Source organism: Paenarthrobacter sp. TA1.8 (genome assembly GCF_048595705.1).
In the GTDB taxonomy this organism is placed as follows: domain Bacteria; phylum Actinomycetota; class Actinomycetes; order Actinomycetales; family Micrococcaceae; genus Arthrobacter; species Arthrobacter nitroguajacolicus.
This window is the reverse complement of record NZ_CP184287.1, coordinates 124,104-148,815: the sequence shown is the minus strand read 5'-3', so window position 1 is coordinate 148,815 and position 24,712 is coordinate 124,104. Positions and strand designations below refer to the sequence as shown.

Below are 24,712 nucleotides of genomic sequence, written 5' to 3'. Positions count from 1 at the left end.
ACACCCCCCAAAAGGGGACACGGGTTGCCGTACTGGCACCAGGACACAACCGGTGAAGGCCATGCCAAACAAGTTTGATTCGTTGATATTCCACCCATGAGCACCCACCGCAGAACAGACGCCTGCGCAATGGGCAACACTGACAACCACCACCACACCCATGCAGGCACAGCAACCAGTTGTTAGCAGCTCCTTAGAAAGGAGGTGATCCAGCCGCACCTTCCGGTACGGCTACCTTGTTACGACTTAGTCCCAATCGCCGGTCCCACCTTCGACGGCTCCCCCCACAAGGGTTAGGCCACCGGCTTCGGGTGTTACCAACTTTCGTGACTTGACGGGCGGTGTGTACAAGGCCCGGGAACGTATTCACCGCAGCGTTGCTGATCTGCGATTACTAGCGACTCCGACTTCATGGGGTCGAGTTGCAGACCCCAATCCGAACTGAGACCGGCTTTTTGGGATTAGCTCCACCTCACAGTATCGCAACCCTTTGTACCGGCCATTGTAGCATGCGTGAAGCCCAAGACATAAGGGGCATGATGATTTGACGTCGTCCCCACCTTCCTCCGAGTTGACCCCGGCAGTCTCCTATGAGTCCCCGCCATAACGCGCTGGCAACATAGAACGAGGGTTGCGCTCGTTGCGGGACTTAACCCAACATCTCACGACACGAGCTGACGACAACCATGCACCACCTGTAAACCGACCGCAAGCGGGGCACCTGTTTCCAGGTCTTTCCGGTTCATGTCAAGCCTTGGTAAGGTTCTTCGCGTTGCATCGAATTAATCCGCATGCTCCGCCGCTTGTGCGGGCCCCCGTCAATTCCTTTGAGTTTTAGCCTTGCGGCCGTACTCCCCAGGCGGGGCACTTAATGCGTTAGCTACGGCGCGGAAAACGTGGAATGTCCCCCACACCTAGTGCCCAACGTTTACGGCATGGACTACCAGGGTATCTAATCCTGTTCGCTCCCCATGCTTTCGCTCCTCAGCGTCAGTTACAGCCCAGAGACCTGCCTTCGCCATCGGTGTTCCTCCTGATATCTGCGCATTTCACCGCTACACCAGGAATTCCAGTCTCCCCTACTGCACTCTAGTCTGCCCGTACCCACTGCAGAACCGGAGTTGAGCCCCGGTCTTTCACAGCAGACGCGACAAACCGCCTACGAGCTCTTTACGCCCAATAATTCCGGATAACGCTTGCGCCCTACGTATTACCGCGGCTGCTGGCACGTAGTTAGCCGGCGCTTCTTCTGCAGGTACCGTCACTTACGCTTCTTCCCTACTGAAAGAGGTTTACAACCCGAAGGCCGTCATCCCTCACGCGGCGTCGCTGCATCAGGCTTGCGCCCATTGTGCAATATTCCCCACTGCTGCCTCCCGTAGGAGTCTGGGCCGTGTCTCAGTCCCAGTGTGGCCGGTCACCCTCTCAGGCCGGCTACCCGTCGTCGCCTTGGTAGGCCATTACCCCACCAACAAGCTGATAGGCCGCGAGTCCATCCAAAACCACAAAAGCTTTCCACCACCATGACATGCGCCAGATGGTCGTATCCGGTATTAGACCCAGTTTCCCAGGCTTATCCCAGAGTCAAGGGCAGGTTACTCACGTGTTACTCACCCGTTCGCCACTAATCCCCCAGCAAGCTGGGATCATCGTTCGACTTGCATGTGTTAAGCACGCCGCCAGCGTTCATCCTGAGCCAGGATCAAACTCTCCGTTGAAGTAAAACAAAACCAAACAGACACAACCACACCCACCGGAAATAACGGCGAACACGGCTGCACAAAATTCGAAACCAGCTGAAAACCAGACCACCACACACGGGGGTGCGCAATGATCCAGCCATAATTTCAACCAATTGATAAAACAATCGGTATCAACAAACTTGGCACACTATTGAGTTCTCAAACAACAGACACACCCGGCACCACCAAACCCCACACAAGGGGCCAGGATCGCTCCGGAGCAACTTTTCAAACTTACCCGAACCAGCCGCACAAAGCAAACCAGAACCCGGGCCTCCCCCACCAACCAGAAGCACACAAAAGCGCTACCAGAACCGGTAATTTGAAGGGAGTCGGTCGCTATCTTTCCGCATCAGCGGCGGCGACTCGAATAACTTTACACGCGCCCAACCCCCACACCAAATCCACCCCAACACCACCCAAAAACCCCGCAAACACAAGGAAAACACGCCCGCAACACCCCAAAACAACCCACAAACAGCAACAACACATCCCAGTGAAGCCCGTCACACAACCCAGCCACCACACCGCGGTCGCCAAACCCAAAAACCAACTACCGCCGTCGAACCCTTAAAACAACAACGCTCCCCCACCAAAGTGAGGGAGCGTCGAGCTAAAACCCGAGGGACCTGAGAGAGCGTCCAGCTCAAACCGGAGGGATTTGAGAGAGCGTCGAAAGATGGGTTAGTGGCCCCCGTGCCCTCCGGCACCGTCGGTCTTGCGCATCATGGCGCCGAGCACTACAGCGGCCACGGCGATGACGGTCGCTGCCAGGAATGCTGTCTGCATTCCGGCTACCTCGCCCGAAGACGCAGAAACCACAGCATAGATGGACACGAGCAACGCCGTTCCGGCTGCACCTGCGACCTGCTGAGCGGTGCTGATGATCGCCGAACCGTGGGAGTAGAGGTGCGGAGGCAGCGGGTTGAGGCCAGTGGTGAATGCCGGCGTGAACAGCAGGGCCAGCCCAAGGCTCAGGGTGACGTGCAGGGCAATGACCCAGCCGAGCGCACTTCCCTCATCCAGACGCGAGAACTGCCACAGTGTCAGGACCATGAGTACTGAGCCCGTTACGGTCAGCGGCAGGGGACCCACTTTGTCGAAGATGCGCCCGATGACCGGACCCAGCAAGCCCATGGCCAAACCACCCGGAAGCAGTGCCAGTCCGGTTTCCAAAGGCTGAAGGTGCAGGGTGTTCTGGAGGTACAGCGGCAACAGGATTACGCCGCCGAACAGTGCCATCATCGCAACGACCATCAGCAGTGTGGAAACCGTGAACATGCGGAACTTAAAGGCGCGGAGATCCAGCAGCGGGGCGTCGGACTTCTGAAGCTTCAGCTGCCGGAAGACAAACAGTGCCAGGCAGAGAACACCGACCACCAGTGCGATGACGGGAACAACGCCTGCCTCAGCGCCACCGATCTGGCTCAGGCCGTAAACCAAGCCACCAAACGCGGGCACGGTAAGGATCACCGAAGGAACATCCAAAGTGGTCTTCTCGCGCTCCCCCACGTTGGTGAGGTACTTGGCGCCGATGGCGAAAGCGGCCAGGGCAACCGGCAGCACGAACACGAACATGAAGCGCCAGGAGAAGTGATCCAGGATGATGCCGGAAACGGTGGGTCCCATGGCCGGCGCGACTGAGATGGCGATGCTGACGTTGCCCATGACGGCACCGCGCTTGGACATGGGCACCAGAGTGAGAATGGTGGTCATCAGCAGGGGCAGCATGATGGCAGTACCACCTGCTTGGACGATGCGGGCAAGCAGCAACACCAGGAATCCGGGCGCCAATGCGGCCAGCAGCGTTCCACCGCTGAAGAGACCCATGGCAAGCATGAATGCCCCGCGCGTGCTCATCCGCTGCAGGATGAACCCAGTGGTGGGGATGACGACGGCCATGGTCAGCATGAAGCCGGTGGCCAGCCACTGCACAGTGGACGCGCTTACCTGAAGGTCCGTCATGAGGCGCTGGAGGGCGACGTTCATGATGGTCTCGTTGAGGATCACCACGAAGGTCGCCACCAGCAGCGTGACAATGACGGTCACGGATTCGCGTGACATCTTCCCGGACACTGGGGCGTGCGAGACGGGGGCCGTTGACCCCGGAGCCTGCGGGGCTGCGGCATCTGCAGAGATGACAGTGCCGGAAGCGCCGGATTCAGGCTTTCCGTTGGCGTCGGACGTGACGTCGGTAGACATGAGGATTCCCCAAGGTTTGGTTTTGGTGTCCGGCGATCTGTGCCGGTGAAGACTAAAACAGTCTAAACGCCCATCCAATTTCCGTCAGCAGAAAAATTCCAAACGTTAGGAGAACAACGGAGCGTTGTCGATAAGCCGCACCGGTCCCACCTTGGCGGCAATGATCGCCAACCCCTCACCGCGGAAGGGGGTCTCCTTGCAGTTCTCAGCGAGCGGCTCCAACGTGACGGGATCGACGACGTCGAAATAGTCCAGTTCCACCAGCGGCTGGGACTCCACAAGCGCCACAGCGGAATCGAGGTCGAGCGGTTCGTGCGCGTTTGCCCGGGACTCAATGAGGCGCAAAGCCCTCGATAACACCAAGGCGGCTTCGCGTTCTTCCTCGGAAAGGAATCGATTGCGGCTGGAGAGCGCCAAGCCGTCCTCGCTACGAACGATCGGCACGGGAACAATCTCCACAGGGAAGTTCAGGTCCGAGACCATGCGCTTCACCAACGCCAACTGCTGCGCGTCCTTCTGCCCGAAGTAAGCCCGGTAGGCCGCCGTCGTGCCGTCCGCCGAAGCACCTCCGGGTAGTCCGTAGTGCAACAGTTTGGCCACTACGGTGAGTGCGCCGTCGAAGTGTCCGGGACGCGAGGCGCCTTCCCACTTGTCGCCGAGCGGGCCTGACGTCACCCGAACCAGAGGCTGTCCTCCGGGATAAACCTCCTCAACGGACGGCGCGAAAACCAGGTCCACACCCTCAGCATCAAGCAGTGCCATATCGGCGTCGAGCGTGCGCGGGTAGCGGTCCAGGTCCACGGCGTCGCCGAACTGAAGCGGGTTCACGAAGATGGTGGCCACCACCACGTCATTCTCTTCCACTGCGGTCCGGGCAAGTGCCGCGTGACCCGAGTGCAGTGCACCCATGGTGGGCACCAGCCCCTGCGAACTTCCATCTTTGGCGGCCAGGAGTTTGGCGCTCTCGGCCCGCAGTTCGGTCGCGGTGGTCACGAGTTTGATGGCCATGCTGTTCAGTTTCCTTCCGGCGCTTTGGGTTCGGCGCCCAAGGCCTCGTTTATCTCGGTCAATTGTTCGGGGCGCAGCAGTCCGCGATTTCCCGCCCTGCGCGCAGTGGCCCGCGCCATGGCCTGGTAGGCCGCAAGAACATCCCCGCCAGCGCCGCCGTCGTACTCCTTCAGCGCCTGGGCGTGCGCGGAGACCGTACCCACGTCCCCACGCGCTACGGGACCGGTCAGCGCGGATTCGCCGGACGCGAGAGCGTTCTCGAGCGTCGCGCGCAGCAGCGGACCAAGCATGGCCTCCGGAGTTTCGACGCCGATCTCCCGCAGCATCTGCGATGCCTGCGCTACCAGCGTGACCATGTGATTTGAACTGTGTGCGAGGGCTGCGTGATAGAGGGTACGGTCGGCTTCAGCAATCACCACCGGCTCTGCGCCCATCTCCACCACCAGCGCCTGGGCGATCGGCAGCATGGCAGCATCGGCGGTGACCCCGAAAGTGCAGTCCATGAGCCGGGTCAGATCCAGGCTCATGCCTGTGAAGGTCATGGCGGGATGAAGTGCCAGCGGTATCGCACCGACCGTACGGACCGGGTTGAGGATCCCGACGCCGAACCGGCCTGACGTATGCGCCACCAGTTGACCGGGCTGCCAGGCTCCGAGCTTGGCCAGCCCCGCGACCAACTCGCCGAGGGCATCGTCCGGGACGGCAAGCAAAACGAGCTCGGAGCGCTCCACGATGTCCTGAATCTCCAGGATCGGGACGCCGGGAAGCAGGTTTTCTGCCCGCTCGCGGCTCACCTCGGATACAGCAGAAACCCCGACGACGGCGTGCTCGGCTGCGCGCAAAGCGGCACCCAGCACGGCCCCCACCTTGCCTGCGCCGATGATGCCGACTCCGAGTCGTCCTGGCCTAGCCATCGTTGCGGTCCTCCTGTTGCGGTGAAGTCTGGGGTTGTGTGGGATCAGCGAGTTGTTGCGGTTGAGCCGCTTGCGCTGGAATCGTGGCTGCGACCTCCGGGGCCTGCGGAGCCACTTGCGCCAGCCATTGTTCGCTGGTTTGCCTCTTCCGTGCTTCCCGGGCACGGGCGGCCTGCTGATCGAAGAGTTCCACAGCCTGCTCTACTCCGGCTTGGAACACTCGTGGAGATACCGGGCCTGCCGTCGTGTGGAGGACAAGATCAGCTACTCCGAAGCGCCTCGCCCACGGGCCCTGGTGAAGCGCCATGGATTGCGTCCGCTGGTGCGGAACCATGACCAGCGTGTGCCACCAGCGGCCGGATCGGATCAGCAGCGCGGTTTTGGTGGCAAAGAAGCCGTTGCGCCGCCAGCCCAGCGGGGCCAACAAACGTGCGCGGCGGGGAGTGGTGATGAAGCCATCGCCCGGCGCCGAGCCAGCTCCTGCCGGCCCTAGTCCATCCAGCCCAGCGGTGAACACGCGTTCCGGATCCTCAACTCCCGGATCAGGCAGCACCAACGACATCATCCGCAGGACATCGGACTTCATGCCAACAGGAAGCAACATGGTGCGGGCAGCCCCTTCGGTACTGCCCGAAACCCCGTAACCCGCAACATTCACGTGTATCCGATACCAGCCGAAGATCCTCCACAGAGGTGGCTGCGTCACCATGAGCGCTTGGATGCGTCCGGGAGGCAAGGTCTGCGCCTGAGTGTCCAGGAGGCCGTATCGAAGGCGGATACCGTCCGGCGAGATTGCAGCCGTGAAGTTATAGCCCTTGTTGAAGGAGTTCCAGTACGCGGCCCCGATTCCCAGAATGCCCGGGATGAGTGCCAGGAACAGTGTCTGGTTCTGCGTGAAAAAGGAGACAATAACCACCACGGCGGCGCCGGCCAGAATTCCGATGGTCTGCTCGCTCAGCAGCAAGGAACCGATGAGCCGGGACGGCGGGACTGACAACACAACATGCTCGGGAGCTTCCGGAATTTCCTCTGTCGTCTCAGGCCCACTGACCACACCCGCCGCCCGGGCAAGGATGGTGGCACGCAGCTGCTTGGCCTGGTCAAGCGGGAGGTAAGCGAGCCGCACTGCCGACTCGCCGGCGTCGGCCACTTCAAACTTGAGCTCAGCGAGCCCGAAAATCCGCGCCAAAAGCGGCTGCACAATGTCGATTGCCTGGACACGATCCAAACGAGCCTGACGTTGCTGCTTGAACAGGAAGCCGGTGTTGACGCGGACATAGCCTTCGGCCACCTGGTAGCGCGTGAAGTACCAGCTGAGGATGAAACCGCCCACCGTCAGCAGCAACACCACCGCACCGCCGGCCAGGAGCCACGGCACCCGGCCGCTGAGGTTCGGATCCAGGAAATCCCGGCCCTGCAGCATCCGCTCGAAAGCGTCCCGGCCAAAGAAGAAGCCGACGGCGGCCAGCGCTACCCAGCCGCGAACGAACGGTGACGCGGGGTGGACGCGGTTCCAGCCGCCGTCGCCCTTTGCTTCCGGCTTGCCCGGGAGGCTCTCAGTTGCGTTGTTCTCCAGGCTCACAGCCCGGCCAACCTGGCTTCTCCGCGAGCCGAAAGCTGCTCGCGCAAGCGTGCCCCCTCTGCTGAGGGAAGGCCAGGCAGCTGCGCATTGGTTCCCGCTGACGCTGTGTGAAGTTTGAGCGTGCACAGTCCCAAACTGCGTTCAACGGGACCAACCGCAACGTCCACATATTGCATTCGGCCGTAAGGGACCACCATGGTCCGTTGGAAGAAGATGCCACGGCGGATGAGGAGGTCGTCGTCACGCTCGGCGTAGCCGATCGCACGAACTTGGCGTGGAATCAGCACGAGCCGCCACAACGCCAACACCAGCATCACCGCGGGAACCGTGATGGCCAGCCACAACGGCGGCCACCTCCACCAGCCGAGCAGCACGAAAATGAGGGGCAAACTGAGGACCGCCAGCATCACTACGTTGCCGATAGCCCACTCCACTAAGCGAACCGTGACGTACTTCGGGGATACCCTCAGCCACTGGACGCCGGGAGGATCAATCGCCTCGGTATGCATACTCGCCTTCACCTTTAGTTTCGCCTCGACGGGTTTCCGGTCCGGCGGTACCACCTTCCAGGTCCTCCGGCGGGATCCGGCAGAAGCGCTCCACCACGAGTCCAACCACCACCATCACCACACCGCCGCCGCCCATCAGCAGGGCATTCCACAGAATGCCCTCGCCGCCGCGCAAACCACCAATACGGAGAAGATCCACCGCGATCCCCGCATGCCAGCCAAGGAGCAGCGTCCCGGCGTAGGCGCAGGCCTGGGCAAGAATCAACGTCCGTGCCGCCAGGATCGGATTGAGCAGGTTCTTCTTCTTACCGTTGCGCCAACGCAGCACGCGGATGCCCATAATGAGCGTGAGCGCGGCGATGACGGCCATGGTCACCAGGGCAGAGACCGGCAGCACCGGCGTGGGCATGCTGAAACGGTTGGTAGTGACTGTAGCCAACCATCCAATGACGGCAGCGATGGCGGCGATGAGCACCAGAACTACGGGGCGCATAGCTTTCATGGCTGCTCCACTGCCCCCGTCGCGGGCACACCGGCCACGTCACCGAAGCCGTCGAAGCGCCGGATGTCCGGCATGTCAGCGGCGACGGCGGCCAGTTCAGCCACGCTTTGGCCGTTCAGTGTGGCATGCGGCTCCAGTAAGGACCACGGGTAGAGCACGAAAGCGCGCTCAGCTGCCCGCGGATGGGGAATAGTCAGAACGGGATCGTCGCTAAGCACCTCACCAAACACGATGATGTCCACGTCAAGCGTCCTTGGGCCCCAGCGCACCTCGCGGGTGCGGTGATGCTTCTGTTCCACCGCGTGACAGTGCTTCAGAAGCTCCAAAGGGGTCAAGGTGGTCTCCACAGCCATGACCATGTTCAGGAAATCCGGTTGGCCCTCCGGACCGCCCACGGCTTTGGTCTGCACCACCGGCGATACACCCAGGAGGCGCACCTCCGGGGGGTCCACCAGGTCCGCGACGGCCGTGGAAAGGGTGTCGTTCCGCTCCCCGAGATTGCTGCCAAGAGCCAGAATGGCCTTGGTATAGCCGGACGTCATGATCGCTCCCGGTGGACGCTGACAGTGACGTCGCCAAACGGCACCTCGATGGGTGCCTTGGGCTTGTGGACGGTGACATCGACGGCGGCCACGTTGTAGTTCTCGAGGATGCCCTCGGCAATCCTGACGGCCAGGCCCTCAATGAGGTTCAAGGGCTCGCCTTCGATGTGCTTGGTGATCAGTTCCGCCACTTCACCGTAGTGGGCTGTGTACTGGAGATCGTCCGTCTCAGCCGCTTTGGTGAAGTCCGCGTACAGCACGGCATCCACAACGAAAGGCTGGCCGTCACGGCGCTCGAAATCGAACACTCCGTGATAGCCGACGGCGGTGACACCGGTCAGCGTGATCCTGTCCACAGCGGTATCCAATCAGCGGGAGATGCGGGCGGCGACCTTGACGGCGTCAAGGCTGGGGCCGACGTCGTGAACGCGGACAGCCCAGGCGCCCTTAGCGGCGCTCAAAGCGGTGATGGCAGCGGTGGCTGCGTCGCGTTCCAACGGCGCAGCGGACTTACCGGCCACTGTCAGGAGGGAACCGAGGAACCGTTTGCGCGAAGCAGCAACCATCACCTTGTGGCCCAGCGTGAAGAGCTGGTCCAGGTTCTTGAGGATCTCCCAGTTCTGGTCCTCGTTCTTGGAGAAACCAATACCGGGATCGACGATGATCTGCTCCGGCGCAACACCAGCTGCATAGAGCTTGTCTCTGACACCGCTAAGCTCAGCCACCACGTCCTCTGAGACGTTGTTGTAATCCGTGAGGCTGTCCATGGTCAGGGCGTCGCCACGGCGATGCGTCAGGATGTACGGAACCTTGGTCCGGGCAACGAGCTCCGGCATGTCCGGTTCAATCGTCAGGCCGGAGACATCGTTGATGATGGCCGCACCCGCCTCAATGGCAGCGGCCGCAGTGGACGTGTGCATCGTGTCGATACTGACCAATGCACCGGCCTTCACCAGCGCCTGGATCACCGGGATGACGCGGCCTTGTTCTTCTTCGGGGGAAACCGGTTCAGCGCCCGAACGGGTGGATTCACCACCGACGTCGATGATGTCTGCGCCTGCGTAAAACATGCGCAGGCCGAGCGCGATGGCGGTGTCCGGTGTCCGGTGAGTGCCGCCGTCGCTGAAGGAATCCGGGGTGACATTGAGGATTCCCATGACGAGCGTGCGGTCCGTTGGCAGGTCCTCGAACCTGGCAACGGGTCGCGGTTTGCGGAGAATCGGCAACGGGCTTGTGGCCGGGCCGGTTCCAGGTGCTGCAGCGAGGGAGTCCATAGTGCTTACCTTCCGAGTATGAGGCTCATGGCCTCGGCGCGGGTGGCCGGGTCATGGAGTTGACCGCGCACCGCACTGGTGACGGTCTTTGCGCCGGGCTTGCGAATGCCGCGCATGGACATGCACATGTGTTCACATTCGACGACGACAATCGCACCGCGGGGGTTGAGGTGCTTCACAAGCGCCTCGACGATCTGTGTGGTGAGGCGTTCTTGCACCTGCGGCCGGCGCGCGTAGATATCGACCAGCCGCGCCAACTTGCTCAGGCCGGTCACTTTTCCGTCATGTGACGGTATGTAACCAACATGCGCGACGCCGTGGAACGGCACCAAGTGATGCTCGCATGTCGAGTAGAAGGGGATGTCCTTCACGAGGACAAGCTCTTCATGGTCGAGGTCGAACGTGGTGGAGAGGACATCCGCAGGGTGCTGGTGCAGCCCTGCGAAGACCTCGGCGTAAGCCTTGGCCACGCGCTTTGGCGTGTCCAGGAGGCCTCCGCGGTCAGGGTCTTCACCTATCGCCAGGAGAATCTCGCGGACAGCCGCTTCAATGCGCGGACGGTCCACTTTGTGGCCGTGCTTGGAGCCCGCGGCGGAACCGTGGGCGGCGGCGAGGTCGTCGTCGTCGTCGAAATGAGTCACAGCAGAAAGCTTAGCCGTGATGCGGGTGGTCGTTGCCGCCGTCGGGTTGCGGGGCCTGGAATGACTCCTGGCTGCTGACTCCGTGGGCGTGGGGTGCTACTACGTCCAAAGGCTCGTCCAGCCGGGCCTTTTTGGCCTCTTCCTGGGCTTCGCGTTCCGCCTTTTCAGCGCGGGATTCAACGGGCGGGATGGACTGGACCGGACGGGATTCCTTGGACAGCCAGATCTCGCGGAAATCGCGCTTCCGGATGTCGTGGAAGATCTCGGCGATCTCCGTCTGGTTCAGTGTTTCCCGCTCCAGCAGTTCCAGCGCCAGGCGGTCCAAAACGTCCCGGTTTTCCGTGAGGATGGCGTAGGCCTCATCGTGAGCCTGGTCGATCAGACGGCGTACTTCCTCGTCCACAACGTAGGCGATTTGGTCAGAGAAGTTGCGCTCCTGCGCGGCGTCGCGGCCGAGGAACGGTTCGCCACCGCCCTGGCCAAGCTTCACGGCACCAACACGCTCGCTCATACCGTACTGGGTGACCATCTTCCGGGCCGTGGAGGTGGCCTTTTCGATGTCGTTGGAAGCACCCGTGGAGGGATCGTGGAACACGATTTCCTCAGCAACACGCCCGCCCATGGCGTAGGCCATCTGGTCGAGCAGTTCGTTGCGGGTGACCGAGTACTTATCGTCTTCCGGGATCACCATGGTGTAGCCGAGCGCACGGCCACGGGGAAGGATGGTGATCTTGGTGACCGGGGCCGAGTTGCGAAGGGCAGCAGCAACCAGGGCGTGGCCACCTTCATGGTAAGCGGTGATCTTGCGCTCGAGTTCCTTCATGACGCGGCTGCGTTTCTGCGGGCCGGCCATGACGCGGTCGATTGCTTCGTCCAGTGCGCGGTCATCGATCAGATTGGCATTTGAACGCGCAGTCAGCAGGGCAGCTTCGTTCAGGACGTTGGCCAGGTCCGCGCCCGTGTATCCGGGAGTCTTCTTGGCAACACCCCTGAGGTCGATGCCCGGGGCCATCGGCTTACCCTTGGCGTGGACGTTGAGGATCTGTTCGCGGCCGATCATATCCGGGGCTTCCACCGTGATCTGGCGGTCGAAACGGCCCGGGCGCAGCAGCGCGGGGTCCAGGACGTCGGGACGGTTGGTGGCCGCGATGAGGATGACGTTGGTCTTGACGTCGAAGCCGTCCATCTCGACGAGGAGCTGGTTCAGCGTCTGCTCGCGCTCATCGTTACCGCCGCCGATACCGGCACCACGGTGACGACCAACGGCGTCGATTTCGTCAACGAAGATAATGGCTGGCGAGCTTGCTTTGGCCTGTTCGAAGAGGTCGCGAACACGGGAAGCACCGACGCCGACGAACATCTCAACGAAGTCCGAGCCGGAGATGGAGAAGAAGGGAACGCCGGCCTCGCCGGCGACAGCGCGGGCAAGCAGCGTCTTACCGGTACCTGGAGGGCCGTAGAGCAGCACACCCTTGGGGATCTTGGCGCCAACGGCCTGGAACTTGGCCGGTTCCTGGAGGAACTCCTTGATTTCCTGGAGCTCTTCCACGGCCTCGTCAGCTCCGGCGACGTCGGAGAAGGTCACCTGGGGCATGTCCTTGTTGACCAGTTTTGCCTTGGACTTGCCGAACTGCATCACCTTGGAGCCGCCACCCTGCATGCGGGAAAGCAGGAACCAGAACAGGACACCGAGCAGCAGCACGGGGATCAGCAGGGAGAACAGGCCGGAGAACCAGTTGTTCTCCACCGGCTGGTCAGTGAAGCCCTTGTCCGGGTTGGCGTTGGTGACAGCCTTCACCACATCCGGACCACGATCCGTGACGTAGAAGAATTGAACGTTCTTGCCCTTGTCCTGGCCGTCCAGGTTCAGGTTGTCCTTAAGCACCAGGTCAACGCGGTTCTCGGCGTCGAAAATCTTGGCCTGCTCAACCTTCCCGCTTTGGGAAAGGAGCTCGAGGCCGTCTTTGGTGTCAATGCGCGTGGAACCGCCCGGAGCCAGTGTTGCGAATGCCACCAGGAGCAAGCCAACGACGACAACAATCCAGATGCCCGGGCCCTTGAAGAAACTCTTAGCTTTCATCTGATCGGGGTTTTGCCCCGTCCCTCCTGGTAGTGCTGCAAGGCGCAACTTCTGCGCGCGAGTGGTGCTGCTTCAGTTTCAAGCTATACACCGTTCCCAGTAATTCACGCATCGGAAAGTCCAAAAGTTCCCTCTGGGCGTACACAGGATACTCGCGTTGTGCGTGCTGGAACAGGGTTTTGTGCTGCGTTGGGGGCTTCGGTGCGGCGCGTACTGGCGAGGGCGGGCGCACCCATTGCCGCCAATCGCCCCCGTAACCACTGGTGCGAACGGCGACAAAGGGTGCGGGCAAAACCACCACCTGATGCGAAGGGCGGAAAAGGGTGCGGCCATGGCCACTACCGGGTGCGAGCGGCGGAAACGGGTGCGGGCATGCACGGGTCGGTCTAAGCTCCCACTCCCCTTGGCCAACACCGCCAAACACCCACCCGCGCACCCATTCACGCCATCCGCACCCGTAACCACTGGTGCGAACGGCGGAAAAGGGTGCGGGCGTGGCCACTCCCAGGTGCGAACGGCGGGAACGGGTGCGAGCGCGCATCTGCAAATAGGCCCCAGCTGCGCTGATTGGAATCAGCGCAGCTGGTTTGTTGCGTGGTGCGAATGTTGTTTTCCACATAGCTCAGACTGGAGCTTTCGGCTTCGCCCGGGACCGGGGAGCGTAGACCCATGGCCTTTCAAGAACTCATACTCGCCTCTGACGCAACACGGATTGGACAGGATGCGCGCCAACCCGCGAAGCAGGCCAAACGCGGCGAATTGGTCTGAGTCCGACGGGGCACCTACGCCCGTTCTGCTTATTGGGCGGAATTGAACGAGCGCCAACGGCACGGACTTCAAGCAGCTGCCCTGGTCAATACCACCAGGACCCCTCCCATCTTTAATTTCCAGACGGCGGCGCTCCTCTGGGGGCTCGGCGTCGTGGGCGTGCCGAAGCATCTGTGCACTGTGACTGCGGACCCAAGCGGTGGTCGATCAAAACATGGGATCCGCAGAAGTTTCGGCGCCTGTGACAGCGGGATAGCCCAGCTCGGCGGATTCCGGGTCACGGATAAGGTTCGCACGACAATAGAGCTGGCCGCTTCCCTGAACTTTGCTGAGGCCTTGGCGGTTCTTGATTCCAGCCGTCGCGACCAAGGGTGGGGGGACGCTCTTGAAGCAAACGATTGGAACAAGGACAAGCCATGGGGTCCTCCGGTGGGCGTGGGCGACCTGGCTGGAGGTGTCTCCTCTCTCATCAGCCAATCAAGAAGACGACGTGCTGGCGCGATTCTCGAATTGTCCTCGGACAAGTCCGAGTCGGTGGGTGAATCCATGAGTCGAGCGCAGATGATTCTGCTCAACTTTCCCGTACCCAGTCTTCAAGGCTCTTTTGCCTTGAGGACCGGACGAACTGCCCGAACAGATTTCTGGTGGCCTGAACTCGATCTGGTGGGGGAATTTGATGGGTACGGGAAGTACCTGAGGAAAAAATTGCGCCGAACCCAGACCATCCAGGAGGCAGTCATGGCCGAGAAAACCCGGGAGAATGGCTTGTGGGCACTGGGGCTTACTGTTGTTCGCTGGGATTGGTCCGACATGATGAATCCAAGGTCGTTCGCACGGATTTTGAACGATGGAGGGCTGCGGTCCCTGCGTGCGGCATGAAGGGTTCGGTCAGGGCCGCGTCAGGCCGACGTTACCGGGAGCACCAGTAGATAGCCCGTGGGCAGGTCAGTGCTCCAGCGACGCGGCTCCCGGACTACGAACTGTGCGGCCAGCTGCTCCGGGGAGAGCAGGCTGTTGGGCTCTGGGGACGGACCCCACTGTCCGCTGCCATAAGGGTAGAGCGGATCCAGGACGTGTACCCCGGTGACTTGAAACTCCGGGAACTGCGCGGGATCACCTATCGACTGAAAACCACTCATGACCCAGGCATGGCGCCCACTCCACATGACCAACCCCACTGGTCGGCCAGTCTCAGCGATGGCGCGGGCCGCCGTCTGCAGCGTGTCCTCATAGGTGGCGATGCTGACCACGGTATATGGCCCCATTCCAACTTCGGTCAGCACCTGCGCCCAGCCCCGCGGGTTGGCGCCGTTGAAGGAGTTGGATGACCGCGCGCGGGCCATCTCCCACAGTTCGCTCTGCTGCGCGGAGGATGCCCACGAACCGCCCCCGGTATCGTCGATGAGGTTGTGCGCCATCTGAATGCTTGCAGCAACACACCAGTCAAAGGTGTACTGCGGAACGAAGTCCCCCTCTTGGTAGAGGTTAATGGCGAAAGCCTGGGGCGCGGCAGGCGGTGCCGGCGGTTCGGCAACCGCCGACTGCGTGGCAGTCGTTGTCGGGACCGTGACGACGTCACTCGGGGTTGGAGCGACGGAAGAGCTCGCAATTGGTGGGCCGGCATCGGTCTCGGTGACATCGACCGCAGGAGTGCAGGCCGTGAGGAGCGTCGCCATGACGGCGAGCCACGTCAAAAGACGGGCAGGTGCACCGGTCATGGTCCAGTTTAGCGCGAGGGCTTAGCGCACGGGCAGGTTCAGGCATTCAAGTTCCCGCTACCGCACCCACTCCCCCCGAACGCACCCCTTAAACCCCAACGCCGCACCCACTCCCGCCAAACGCACCAGAGGTTACAGGTGCAAATGGCGGAAAAGGGCGCGGCGTGTACGGGTAAACGTAAAGAGCGGGCTTACTCGTAAACGTGCGGGGCCAGGGTGCCCACGAAGTCCAGGTTGCGGTACTTCTCGGCGTAGTCGAGACCGTAACCTACGACGAATTCGTTGGGGATGTCGTAGCCGACGTACTTGACGTCGATTTCCACCTTGGCAGCGGTCGGCTTGCGGAAAGCCGTGCAGATTTCGACGCTGGCCGTGCCACGGGATTCGAGGTTGGACTTGAGCCAGGACAAGGTGAGGCCGGAGTCAATGATGTCCTCGACGATCAGGACGTCCTTGCCCATGAGGTCGGTGTCGAGGTCCTTGAGGATCCGGACAACACCGGAGGACTGGGTGCCCGAGCCGTAGGACGAGACAGCCATCCAGTCCATGCTGACGTGGCTGTGCAGTGCACGGGCGAGGTCGGCCATGACCATGACAGCGCCCTTGAGGACACCGACGATGAGGATGTCGCGTCCTTCATAGTCCTTGTCGATCTGCGCCGCGAGTTCCGCGATACGCGTTTGGATCTGCTCTTTGGTGTAAAGAACGTGCTTGAGATCTGCCTGGACGTCGTTTGAATCCACCAATGGCTCCTGTTTTGATGCTCGGGTGCGGCTACTGTTGGGACGGTTTCTGATGCCGGAATACTAGCTTCCCACAGCGCGCGGCTTCGCGGGGACCGCCCTTGGCTGGATCTCCAGTCGCATCTGCAGCTGAACCACCTGATGGAACAGACCGTTCCTGCTCCAAATCGCTGAGGGACAAACGGTACACACTCACGTGGCCGGGAAGCTCAACGGGCCCTGCCGATCCTTGCCGGCGAAGCAGCGCTTCCGCAGCTTGGAGGCGTCCGTAGCCGGGTTGTTGACCCCCGACGTCGGCCGCCGCCTTAGCGATGACACGGAACCTGAGCGCTGCGGGCAGTTCACGAACGGCGTCCTCGGGAAGCCAGGCGTCACCGCCTTCCCGCTGGACAAGTGAGAGATAGGTCTCCTTGGCCAGATCTTCGAGGAAATCGGCATCTTGCTGCAGGATGGCAGCGGTCCGTGCCAGAGATTCGGCGACGCCGGGGCCCAGCTTCTCTTCCAACACGGGCATCACTTCAACGCGCGTTCGGGACCTGGCAAACGCGGGATCTGTATTGCTGGGATCATGCCAGGGAGACAACTCCTCCACCCGGCAGATTTCCAAGGTCTCCTCCCGACGAAGGCCGAGGAAGGGCCGGAGCAGGCGTCCGCGAACGGGCCGCATGCCAGCAAGGGACCGCGTTCCGGACCCACGAGCCAAGCCCAGGAGTACTTGTTCGGCTTGGTCGTCCAGGGTGTGGCCGAGCAGGATCGCGTCACAACCCAACTGGTCGGCGGCGGACTCCAAGGCAGCATGACGGGCATCCCGGGCCGCAGCCTCGGGCCCAAATCCGGTGGCAGCGACTTCCACAGTGCGCACTTCCACCGGAAATAGTCCCAGTTCGCGCAACACGGCAGCAGTCCGGGAAGCAACTTCCCCGGAACCAGGTTGCAGTTGATGATCCACCACTACGCCTGCCACAGACACTGGGTGTCCGTCCACATGGCCTCGTCTGGCGAAGTAGGCCGCGATGGCCGCCAAAGCCAAGGAATCCGGGCCTCCGCTGCAAGCTACAAGCACATGTGATGGGTAACCCGCAGAAGCCAACCCGTTCTGCAACTGCTTGCGGGCCTTGCCGACGACCGGGGCCAAACGGCCGTGCCGCCGTCGACCCTTACCTGAAGAACCGACGGCGGAACCGGCAGGTACGCTCAAAGCCCCATCCGCTCAAGCCAAAGCCTGGAGTTGTGAATCTCTTCCTCGGTGGGCAGGTAGTCAGCGGATTCCCACACCCGGTTGAAGCCCTCCATACCAGCGACGGCAACAACTTCTCGGACGAACTTGGCGCCATCTGTGTACTGGCGCATCTTGGCGTCCAGGCCGAGGAGGTTGCGGATGAACTTCTCCACCACGCCACGGTCCTTGCCACGTTCGTTGAAGCGCTGGCGGATGGTCTTCACGGAGGGAACAATGCTCGAATCCACGGCATCCATCACCACGTTGGCGTGACCTTCGAGGAGGCTCATGACGGCCGTGATGTGGGACAGGGACGCCTTTTCCTCCGGGTTCTGGAGGAGGTCCAGGATGGCGCCACGGCCCGGAGTTTTCTCGGAGGGGTTACGGTCGCGCAGGGACTTGGCTACAGCGCCGGCGCGTTCAACCAACGTATCCATGTTGCCCAGGAGATTGCCGCTGAGCTTCTCGATTTCATCCAGCATGTGGTGCCGGAGCCAAGGCGCGGCGGCGAACTGGACCCGGTGGGTTTGTTCGTGCAGGCAAACCCAGAGGCGGAAGTCGTCCGGGTGAACGTTGAGTTCGCGCTCCACGGAGATGATGTTCGGCGCAACCAACAGGAGCCGGCCGCCCGCGGGAACGTTGGAATCCGGGGCCAGCGCAGCAAAGGGGTCGTACTGGCCGAGGACTTTGCTGGAGAGGAACGCGAGCACGGCGCCGAGTTGGGTGCCGGTGATGGCACCGCTGGCAGCGGCCGCGGCCGGGGTCATCGCGACCCCACTGCGGCTCTCCACCATCTTCTTCAGCGCGGGCTGGAGCATCACCGAGAAGCTCTGGGTATTCGCCTTGGACCATGAGGCACGATCCACCACCAGAACGTGCGAATCCCGCAGGTCCCTCGCGGCATCCAAGCCGGTAATGTCGTGCACGTGCGGGACGGAGATATCCGCGTTGAAGCGCAGATTGTCCACGGCTTTGCCGATCTCCCCGGCGCTAAGCTCCGGACCGGGAGGGGCAAGCCGGGCAGCCGTAGAGGCGGCCAAGTCCCAATTGATCAGGGACGGGGCCCCTGCTGACGATTCTCGGGCAGAAGACACCATACGGTCCATCACACCACACCAGGCTGACAGTGTGCCTTAAGTTCGCTCCACGCGGAGGGCTAGGCCCGGCACCCGCACGAGGCCAACACCGACGCCGAACGGTCCATGGCCAGCTTGTTGCCCGCGGCTCCCGGGTCCAGGCCGTTGCCTATAAAGGAGAACACCAGCAACCGGCCATCTGAATCCACCACGTAGCCACTCAACGCGATCACGGTATTCAATGTCCCGGTCTTGGCGCGCACCAGCCCTGCGCCCTCCGACGTACCTGCCTCGCCGTACCGGTCATTCAGGGTCCCGGTGAGTCCAGCCACGGGGAAACCGTCGAGGGCGGCGCGCAAGGCAAGGTCCGGCCCGCTGGTGATAGCCCGGACAACCTCGGCAAACTGGCGGGCCGTGACCTGGTTCTCCAAGGCAAGGCCGGAGACGTCAGCCAACTGCATCGAATCCGTGGCGATCCCCAACTCCGCCAGTCTTTGCCGCACGGCCGCAGTAGCGCCGTCGTACGTGGCCTTTTGTCCGGACGCCAAAGCGGTCATCCGTCCCAGCGCTTCGGCGAGGAAGTTGTCCGAGGACTCAAGCATGAGGTCCACTTGCTCGTTCACAGTGGCGGATTCGGCAGCAGCCAACTCTTGGGCGGGGAGGCCCTTACCGCGTTCGACGCCGGGACTCACCGTCGCGCCGGCCGCCGCCAACTGCTCGGCGAAGGCTTGGGCGGTGGTGATTGCGGAATCCTGCGGTCGGGGACCGGTCAGGACGTCCGGGGCGTAACGGCCGGAGTTCAACGCCAGGGAGAACAATGGCGCGGTTTCGCCGGCGGCGACATCGTCCAGACTCCATGCGGGGTTAAGGGGCGCGCCGCTGAAAAGCGAGTCGTCAACTTGTACGATGATTGGTCCCTGCACTCCGGCCGACGCCAAAGCAGCAGCCGTGTCCGCAGCCAAAGACGCGAGTCCGGCCCGGCCAAGAACAGCTGTGGGCTCGGAAGCGGAAGCGCCCAGTAGAACGTCTCCTCCCCCGGTCAGCACCACTGTGGAGGGATTGTCAGAGGCGAGCACGCGGGTGGTGAACCGCGACTCGGGACCGAGCGCCTTCAACGCAGCGGCTGCGGTCAACAGCTTCATGTTCGAGGCCGGGATGCGGTTGGCGTTGGCTTCGCGATCGAAAAGGATCTGGCCCGTGGACGCGTCCATCACCACGCCGCTGATACTGCCCGCACCGTCCGGCTTGAGCGTGGCGTCGAGCAGCTTTGCGACCTCACCCGCAACGGGGATAGGCGCCGACGCATCCAACGGGAGCACACTGTCAGCCCCCGAGAGGCGGTCCGGCACCTGCTGCCAGGAGGGAATGGGTGGTGGGGGCTTGGGGAAACTGAGCAGGTTCGGAAACATCCCCGCAGCCACAACGGCGCCGAGGCACAGCAAAACGGTGGTCAGTAGCACCGGCCATGTAAAGCGCCCCCACGCCGCGGGCACCCGTTTGCGGGCACCCCCGTTTTTAACGCCCATCATGGAAGTTGCTTGGTCCTGTCAGTCCTGAAATGTCCCCGCCGGTTCAAGAAACCCGGGCCTCTCGCTATATCCTCAATAGTAGTCGGCGGCGCTGGCTGCGCTTTTGCCTGCCGCGCCCCACCCACACCCGTCAAGGAGCATTCCATGAAACACGACGTGACCATCGAGATCCCCAAGGGATCGCGCGTCAAGTACGAAGTTGACCACGAAACCGGCCGTGTCCGCCTGGACCGCGTCCTGTTCACCTCCATGCAGTACCCCACGCACTACGGTTTCTTTGAGAACACCTTGGGCGAAGACGGCGACCCGCTGGACGCATTGGTGCTCCTGCAGGACTTCGACCTGCACCCGGGCGTCATCGTTGAATCGCGCCCCATCGGCGTCTTCAACATGACCGACGACGGAGGCGGAGACGCCAAGGTGCTCTGCGTCCCCGTTGACGCACGTTTCGACCACATCCAGGAAGTCAGCGATGTCAGCGAATTCCTGGTCAAGGAAATCGAGCACTTCTTCACGCGCTACAAGGACTTGGAGCCCGGCAAGTGGGTCAAGGCTGAGGGCTGGGGCGACCGCGCCGCTGCCGAAGCCGAGCTGGAAGCTTCCATCAAGCGCTTCTCGGCCGAAGGCCACTGATTTACAGGCTCTAAACGCCTGACGCTCGACGGCGGCTGGTGCGGTTCCTCAGGGACCCACCTGCCGCCGTCGTTCTTTAACGGTTTATGCACATGGGCATGTCTCCCCATCGCGGCAGCTTGCGGGTCCGCCTAGGCTGGGACCAGACTTTTCGATGCATGTTCACAGGGGGTTCCATATGGCTGGGTTCTACGGCGCGGACATCGCGCAGCTTCGCAGTCTGGCGGGTGTGATGGGCAAAGCCGCCGACGCCATCAGCCTGCAAAGCACGCAGTTGTCCAACGCCATCAACTCCACCACGGCGTGGCAAGGCCGGGATGCCACGGTATTCAAGGGCGACTGGAACAGCCAGCACCGGCAGAGCCTTATGAAGGCCGCCAACATGCTGCGCGAAAATGCGGGCCAGCTGAAGAAGCACGCCAACCAGCAAGAGTTCGCCAGCCACAATGATGGTTCAGGTACCTCGGTTGGTGTCCTCAAGGACGTCTACGACACCGCCATGGGCGTTAAGGGTTTGGCCGCTCCGCTGTGGACGGCGTACAAGTACCTCAAGCTCGGCAACGCAGAATGGGTGAAGACCCGCGAAGTCCTGACCAATTGGCGGGCCGGCGGGACAGTGGTCCGTGACGCCATGACCGCGCTCCGTAACGGTGAGAAGGTCACTGATGTCCTCACCGACCTCAAAGCCAACATCCCGTACAGCCAGGCCTTCCAGGAGGCCAGCAAGTTCTCCAAGGGTCTTCGCATTGCCGGAGCCCTGGCGGCGCCGCTCAACATCGTGGGCGGCATCAGCGACATGATCAACCCCGAGCACGACGGCTGGCGTGGCACTGGTGACCGCGTCGCCGGCGGCTTGTCCGTGGTCGGCGGCGTTGGCAGCATCATGCTCATGACAGCCGGCGGCGCGGCACTCCTGGGGCCGATCGGCGCTCCCATCGTGATCGGCGCCGGCATCGTTGCGGGCGCTTGGGCGTTGGGTAACCTCGTAGCCGACAACTGGGACTCCATCAGCAACTTCGCCCGCAACCCCGGCAGCTACATCGCTGACGGGGCCAAAGAGGTGGCAGGCTTCGCCAAGGACGTAGGCAGTAAGGTGGCAGACGGGGTCAGTGACGCCGCCAAGTCAGTCGGAAACTTTGTCGGAGGGATATTCGGATGACCACCAGCACCATGAAATGGACCCAGCGGGACATTGAGGCCGCGGCCAAGGTCCTTGCCTCGGCCAGCGCGATCGGCGCCCCTTTGCCAACGCTGACCGATGAAGAAGTTGTGGCCCTGGACGGTGTTCAGCATGAGCAGCTTGTTGCCCTGCCGTGGCTTTCTGCCCAGGACGCAAGCAAGGAACTGATGTGCGCTATCGCGTTGCGTGGCCTGCTCGCCAAGGAACTCGTTTACCCGGTGGTCTTCGAGGGTGAAACCGAGCCCTCGCGTTTGCACGCCACCGAAGAAATCACGGGCGCACTCACCCTGCGCCGCAGCGGCAGCAGCGTAGTCTCCGTGGAACGCACCGTGTCCACCGGCAAGCGCTGGCTCTACGGCTACCTGCACGATGAAGGCGTTCTGCTCGAAGAAGTGGACGAAAGTGGCCTGCACGGCTTCACCGTTGTCACCCGCGATCAGCTGGTTCCGCGCCTGGCCGAGTTCGTAGACCCCCAGCAGGCTGCAGCCCGCGACACCGAACCTACCCTCTACACGGAAGCCCAGTTCGAGGCGCACGCCGCCACGGCCTTGGCCGACACCCAGGCCGCCAGCAACGTAGTGGCCTTCAACTCCAATACCAACGAGTTCCCCACGGTTACCGTGTACACCGGCCCCTCCGGCGTTCACGTGCTGACACCGCGTGTGGAGGGTTCCCCGCAATCAGGCCTTTCGGAGCAGACCGAATCGGTGTCCTTCGAGCTGCAGGAAACCTCAGCCCCATCGTTGGCCCGCGTCCTCGGTGGGCTTGCGGGACTGGCCTGACGCTAAGCACCCAAGCCGTACACCGCCGTCGAGCTGAAAGCCCCTCATGAGCACTTCGAAGTCCACCACCCTCACAGGCCTGCTTGACGCTGTCAACGGCCGCCCCGTTCGCCGCCATCCTGAAACCGGCGCGTACTTCGTCAAGGCCTCGGGAGGCGCCCACTTCTGGGGCCGAGTGCTGGACGCCTTGGTGTTCCTTGTTGGCTACATCATTCTGGCCGTGATCCTCGCGGTGGTCAGGGAATCCATGATGAACAGCGGCTCGGCACTCGGGTACAACGACGGTTTGTGGCTGACGCTGTATGTTGTCCTGTGGTTCGTGGGTCTATTCGCTTACGGCATGATCTGGGGCTCCGCGGGCAGCGTTGGCGACGCCGCAGCCGGCATGCGCTCAGTTCGGATCAAGAACGGCACGACGGCGGGAGCTTGGTTGGGCGGCTGGCGTGCCATCTGCTGGTCCTTCTTCCCGTTCTTCGTGGTGATGCTCATTGCCTCCGCAGTAAGCGGCGGCGGAGACGACACTTGGGACCCGAAGTTCGCAGCTATTGACCGGCGCTCGGGAATCGCCCAAGGCCAGCCTCCAGTCCCGGACCCCAAGGTGACGGCCGCAGATCAGGCAGCCGAAGCGGAGCGGCGGAACCTGCCCAACCTCTACGGCCAGCGTCCGGATGCGCGGCCGTAATTGGCTGGTTCGCCGGGCGGAGCGCAGGCTCGAGCCTGAGCTTGGCCAGCTTCGCTACGTCGCATCCTCTCGCAGGATCTTCTGGAAGGCGTTCATCCCCTGCTTGGTAGTGGGCTTCGTCTTCGGGACCATTGCCGAATTCGTCAGCCCAATTCGCTCCACCAGGGAGGCCGGGCACTTCAACGATCCGGTACTGTTCGTCACCGCAAGCGTCCTCACCGGCTTGTTGCTGTGGGGCATGACTTTTCTTGGGAGCTTCCGCAAACTGCTGGTTTTTGACCGCGGGATGGTGGCCAAGTACTCCCAAAAGCAGACACAGGTGCTAATTCCCTGGAGTGACATCGCGCCCGGGAGCCTCAAAGCGCTGACCACGGCTGACGGCAGTGATCCCGACCGCCGATTGGTGGCCCGCCAGAAGGTTTCGTTGGGTGCCGGCGGGCGCAATGCCTTGGTTTTCCAAGCCCGGGAAACCTTCTGGGTCTTCGCCTCCGACGAGGATCCGCGGCCCTTGGTCATGGCAGTCCAGGAAAGTCTTCGTCAGGCAGGAATGGCCGATGCCGTCCGCGCCACATCAGGTGCGTTGCCCGCCGTCGTACTGACCGGACGTACGGCGCTTGACTGAACAGCAGGCAAATTTTGCCCTTGCAGAGCTGCTACCAGCCGGTAGCATGTGATCAACTATGTTCACTCTCACCATCAACCAACGCGATAGCCGCCGCGACGGCGACCTCGTACCGCAGCTGCTCAAGGACCTGCGGCACATTCCCGCGAGGCTCGACTTTGACCGCTCGGTTGAGGATGAGGTGCAGGGAATCGTCGAATGCAGCCACCAGGCTGTGGAGACGGCCCTGATCGCACTCCGGACAGGCCAGTGGTACGTGGGAATCGGCGTGGGGCCTATCAATGAGCCGCTGCCCAACCTGGTCAAGGATGCCTCGGGGCATAGCCTCGTTTACGCCCGGCGGGCTGTCGATCGACTGCGTAGCGGCAAGGAACGTATTCCCGTAGCAGTTGATGGCCCCCTCCCGGCACTGGCTTCTGAAGCCGAAGCCGTGCTGCGGCTCCTCGGGCACATCGTGCTTCATAGGAGCGCGGCGGAATGGCGTGTGCTGGATCTGCTTACTCCGGGTGTCCGGGGCCAACAGAAAGCCGTCGCCCAGGAGCTCGGCATTACTACCCAAGCCGTGAGCAAAGCCTTGGCACGCGCGCAGTGGGCAGAGGAACACGCCGCCCGTCCAGCCGCCGCCCGCTTGCTGCAGCTGATCCTCGAAGTGCGCTGATCCAAGACCGGGCGCAGCAAACCCAGCTGAGTCGCAGTTGAGGCCGTTTTGAGCGTTCAAAACGGCCTCTGCTGCGACTCAGTTGGGTCAGCGCGTACTTAGGTTG

23 protein-coding genes and 1 rRNA gene are annotated in these 24,712 nt (G+C 62.3%); 7 read left to right on the top strand and 17 right to left on the bottom strand.

Going from position 1 to position 24,712, the window contains the following annotated elements; all coding sequences use genetic code 11:
• Positions 1–197: 197 nt before the first annotated feature.
• The 12 genes from ACNAOT_RS00740 to ftsH all read right to left on the bottom strand — a co-directional run bounded on the left by ACNAOT_RS00740 (position 198) and on the right by ftsH (position 12,996).
• Positions 198–1,718 (bottom strand): 16S ribosomal RNA (locus ACNAOT_RS00740).
• Positions 1,719–2,426: 708 nt separating this feature from the next.
• Positions 2,427–3,944, bottom strand: coding sequence for a DHA2 family efflux MFS transporter permease subunit (locus tag ACNAOT_RS00735; RefSeq protein WP_420179631.1), 1,518 nt, complete (start codon positions 3,942–3,944; stop codon positions 2,427–2,429).
• Between the two features lie 105 nt (positions 3,945–4,049).
• Positions 4,050–4,952, bottom strand: a complete 903-nt coding sequence (gene panC, locus ACNAOT_RS00730; RefSeq protein ID WP_420179630.1) for a pantoate--beta-alanine ligase — start codon at positions 4,950–4,952, stop codon at positions 4,050–4,052.
• Positions 4,953–4,957: 5 nt separating this feature from the next.
• Positions 4,958–5,866 (bottom strand): Rossmann-like and DUF2520 domain-containing protein, encoded by a 909-nt coding sequence (locus ACNAOT_RS00725; protein WP_420179629.1) that lies wholly within the window; start codon positions 5,864–5,866, stop codon positions 4,958–4,960.
• Positions 5,859–7,448, bottom strand: coding sequence for a PH domain-containing protein (locus ACNAOT_RS00720; protein WP_420179628.1), 1,590 nt, complete (start codon positions 7,446–7,448; stop codon positions 5,859–5,861). The genes ACNAOT_RS00725 and ACNAOT_RS00720 overlap by 8 nt, the downstream gene beginning before the upstream one ends.
• Complete coding sequence (locus tag ACNAOT_RS00715) at positions 7,445–7,957, bottom strand: PH domain-containing protein (protein WP_091464529.1); 513 nt, start codon at positions 7,955–7,957, stop codon at positions 7,445–7,447. The genes ACNAOT_RS00720 and ACNAOT_RS00715 overlap by 4 nt, the downstream gene beginning before the upstream one ends.
• On the bottom strand, positions 7,938–8,459 hold the full coding sequence (locus ACNAOT_RS00710; protein ID WP_420179627.1) for a DUF3180 domain-containing protein: 522 nt from the start codon (positions 8,457–8,459) through the stop codon (positions 7,938–7,940). The genes ACNAOT_RS00715 and ACNAOT_RS00710 overlap by 20 nt, the downstream gene beginning before the upstream one ends.
• Complete coding sequence (gene folK, locus ACNAOT_RS00705; protein WP_091464525.1) at positions 8,456–9,001, bottom strand: 2-amino-4-hydroxy-6-hydroxymethyldihydropteridine diphosphokinase; 546 nt, start codon at positions 8,999–9,001, stop codon at positions 8,456–8,458. Before folK ends, ACNAOT_RS00710 begins: the two co-directional genes overlap by 4 nt.
• Entirely contained in the window at positions 8,998–9,357 is a 360-nt protein-coding gene (gene folB, locus ACNAOT_RS00700) for a dihydroneopterin aldolase (protein ID WP_054808667.1), read from the bottom strand. Before folB ends, folK begins: the two co-directional genes overlap by 4 nt.
• A 12-nt stretch (positions 9,358–9,369) precedes the next feature.
• Positions 9,370–10,275: a dihydropteroate synthase gene (gene folP, locus ACNAOT_RS00695; RefSeq protein ID WP_420179626.1), complete on the bottom strand. Its 906-nt coding sequence runs from the start codon at positions 10,273–10,275 to the stop codon at positions 9,370–9,372.
• A gap of 5 nt (positions 10,276–10,280) precedes the next feature.
• Positions 10,281–10,916 carry a GTP cyclohydrolase I FolE gene (gene folE, locus ACNAOT_RS00690; RefSeq protein WP_026005412.1) on the bottom strand — a complete coding sequence of 212 codons (636 nt, stop codon included), beginning with the start codon at positions 10,914–10,916 and terminating at the stop codon, positions 10,281–10,283.
• A gap of 10 nt (positions 10,917–10,926) precedes the next feature.
• Entirely contained in the window at positions 10,927–12,996 is a 2,070-nt protein-coding gene (gene ftsH, locus ACNAOT_RS00685) for an ATP-dependent zinc metalloprotease FtsH (protein WP_420179625.1), read from the bottom strand.
• A gap of 810 nt (positions 12,997–13,806) precedes the next feature.
• On the opposite strand from ftsH, the gene ACNAOT_RS00680 reads away from it, so the two are divergent.
• Positions 13,807–14,643: a hypothetical protein gene (locus tag ACNAOT_RS00680; protein ID WP_420179624.1), complete on the top strand. Its 837-nt coding sequence runs from the start codon at positions 13,807–13,809 to the stop codon at positions 14,641–14,643.
• A gap of 20 nt (positions 14,644–14,663) precedes the next feature.
• On the opposite strand, the gene ACNAOT_RS00675 is transcribed toward ACNAOT_RS00680, so the two are convergent.
• The 5 genes from ACNAOT_RS00675 to dacB all read right to left on the bottom strand — a co-directional run bounded on the left by ACNAOT_RS00675 (position 14,664) and on the right by dacB (position 20,046).
• The gene (locus tag ACNAOT_RS00675) at positions 14,664–15,482 is read right to left on the bottom strand and encodes a hypothetical protein (RefSeq protein ID WP_420179623.1); all 819 of its coding nucleotides are present in this window, start codon (positions 15,480–15,482) and stop codon (positions 14,664–14,666) included.
• 191 nt (positions 15,483–15,673) lie between these two features.
• The gene (gene hpt, locus ACNAOT_RS00670; protein ID WP_011772910.1) at positions 15,674–16,225 is read right to left on the bottom strand and encodes a hypoxanthine phosphoribosyltransferase; all 552 of its coding nucleotides are present in this window, start codon (positions 16,223–16,225) and stop codon (positions 15,674–15,676) included.
• A gap of 31 nt (positions 16,226–16,256) precedes the next feature.
• Positions 16,257–17,327, bottom strand: coding sequence for a tRNA lysidine(34) synthetase TilS (gene tilS / locus ACNAOT_RS00665; RefSeq protein ID WP_420181219.1), 1,071 nt, complete (start codon positions 17,325–17,327; stop codon positions 16,257–16,259).
• A 92-nt stretch (positions 17,328–17,419) separates the two neighbouring features.
• Complete coding sequence (locus tag ACNAOT_RS00660; protein WP_091467426.1) at positions 17,420–18,541, bottom strand: zinc-dependent metalloprotease; 1,122 nt, start codon at positions 18,539–18,541, stop codon at positions 17,420–17,422.
• 59 nt (positions 18,542–18,600) lie between these two features.
• Complete coding sequence (dacB, locus tag ACNAOT_RS00655) at positions 18,601–20,046, bottom strand: D-alanyl-D-alanine carboxypeptidase/D-alanyl-D-alanine endopeptidase (protein ID WP_420181218.1); 1,446 nt, start codon at positions 20,044–20,046, stop codon at positions 18,601–18,603.
• A gap of 147 nt (positions 20,047–20,193) precedes the next feature.
• Here dacB and ACNAOT_RS00650 point away from each other — a divergent pair, with 147 nt between their 5' ends.
• The 6 genes from ACNAOT_RS00650 to ACNAOT_RS00625 all read left to right on the top strand — a co-directional run bounded on the left by ACNAOT_RS00650 (position 20,194) and on the right by ACNAOT_RS00625 (position 24,606).
• A complete protein-coding gene (locus ACNAOT_RS00650; RefSeq protein ID WP_014920365.1) occupies positions 20,194–20,682 on the top strand; it encodes an inorganic diphosphatase in 489 nt (162 codons plus the stop codon).
• A gap of 178 nt (positions 20,683–20,860) precedes the next feature.
• Positions 20,861–21,841, top strand: coding sequence for a hypothetical protein (locus ACNAOT_RS00645; protein ID WP_091464513.1), 981 nt, complete (start codon positions 20,861–20,863; stop codon positions 21,839–21,841).
• The gene (locus tag ACNAOT_RS00640) at positions 21,838–22,644 is read left to right on the top strand and encodes a hypothetical protein (protein WP_091464510.1); all 807 of its coding nucleotides are present in this window, start codon (positions 21,838–21,840) and stop codon (positions 22,642–22,644) included. The genes ACNAOT_RS00645 and ACNAOT_RS00640 overlap by 4 nt, the downstream gene beginning before the upstream one ends.
• A gap of 46 nt (positions 22,645–22,690) precedes the next feature.
• A complete protein-coding gene (locus tag ACNAOT_RS00635) occupies positions 22,691–23,326 on the top strand; it encodes a hypothetical protein (RefSeq protein WP_420179622.1) in 636 nt (211 codons plus the stop codon).
• A complete protein-coding gene (locus ACNAOT_RS00630; protein WP_420179621.1) occupies positions 23,313–23,948 on the top strand; it encodes a hypothetical protein in 636 nt (211 codons plus the stop codon). The genes ACNAOT_RS00635 and ACNAOT_RS00630 overlap by 14 nt, the downstream gene beginning before the upstream one ends.
• 58 nt (positions 23,949–24,006) lie before the next feature.
• A complete protein-coding gene (locus tag ACNAOT_RS00625) occupies positions 24,007–24,606 on the top strand; it encodes a hypothetical protein (RefSeq protein ID WP_091464502.1) in 600 nt (199 codons plus the stop codon).
• Positions 24,607–24,712 lie beyond the last annotated feature (106 nt).

Excerpts from the sequence above, each read along its gene's own strand:
- ACNAOT_RS00735 (WP_420179631.1), bottom strand. The coding sequence starts at position 3,944 with ATGTCTACCGACGTCACGTCCGACGCCAACGGAAAGCCTGAATCCGGC.
- panC (WP_420179630.1), bottom strand. The coding sequence starts at position 4,952 with ATGGCCATCAAACTCGTGACCACCGCGACCGAACTGCGGGCCGAGAGC.
- ACNAOT_RS00725 (WP_420179629.1), bottom strand. The coding sequence starts at position 5,866 with ATGGCTAGGCCAGGACGACTCGGAGTCGGCATCATCGGCGCAGGCAAG.
- ACNAOT_RS00715 (WP_091464529.1), bottom strand. The coding sequence starts at position 7,957 with ATGCATACCGAGGCGATTGATCCTCCCGGCGTCCAGTGGCTGAGGGTA.
- ACNAOT_RS00710 (WP_420179627.1), bottom strand. The coding sequence starts at position 8,459 with ATGAAAGCTATGCGCCCCGTAGTTCTGGTGCTCATCGCCGCCATCGCT.
- folK (WP_091464525.1), bottom strand. The coding sequence starts at position 9,001 with ATGACGTCCGGCTATACCAAGGCCATTCTGGCTCTTGGCAGCAATCTC.
- folP (WP_420179626.1), bottom strand. The coding sequence starts at position 10,275 with ATGGACTCCCTCGCTGCAGCACCTGGAACCGGCCCGGCCACAAGCCCG.
- ftsH (WP_420179625.1), bottom strand. The coding sequence starts at position 12,996 with ATGAAAGCTAAGAGTTTCTTCAAGGGCCCGGGCATCTGGATTGTTGTC.
- ACNAOT_RS00675 (WP_420179623.1), bottom strand. The coding sequence starts at position 15,482 with ATGACCGGTGCACCTGCCCGTCTTTTGACGTGGCTCGCCGTCATGGCG.
- ACNAOT_RS00660 (WP_091467426.1), bottom strand. The coding sequence starts at position 18,541 with ATGGTGTCTTCTGCCCGAGAATCGTCAGCAGGGGCCCCGTCCCTGATC.
- dacB (WP_420181218.1), bottom strand. The coding sequence starts at position 20,046 with ATGGGCGTTAAAAACGGGGGTGCCCGCAAACGGGTGCCCGCGGCGTGG.
- ACNAOT_RS00650 (WP_014920365.1), top strand. The coding sequence starts at position 20,194 with ATGAAACACGACGTGACCATCGAGATCCCCAAGGGATCGCGCGTCAAG.
- ACNAOT_RS00645 (WP_091464513.1), top strand. The coding sequence starts at position 20,861 with ATGGCTGGGTTCTACGGCGCGGACATCGCGCAGCTTCGCAGTCTGGCG.
- ACNAOT_RS00640 (WP_091464510.1), top strand. The coding sequence starts at position 21,838 with ATGACCACCAGCACCATGAAATGGACCCAGCGGGACATTGAGGCCGCG.
- ACNAOT_RS00635 (WP_420179622.1), top strand. The coding sequence starts at position 22,691 with ATGAGCACTTCGAAGTCCACCACCCTCACAGGCCTGCTTGACGCTGTC.
- ACNAOT_RS00630 (WP_420179621.1), top strand. The coding sequence starts at position 23,313 with ATGCGCGGCCGTAATTGGCTGGTTCGCCGGGCGGAGCGCAGGCTCGAG.
- ACNAOT_RS00625 (WP_091464502.1), top strand. The coding sequence starts at position 24,007 with ATGTTCACTCTCACCATCAACCAACGCGATAGCCGCCGCGACGGCGAC.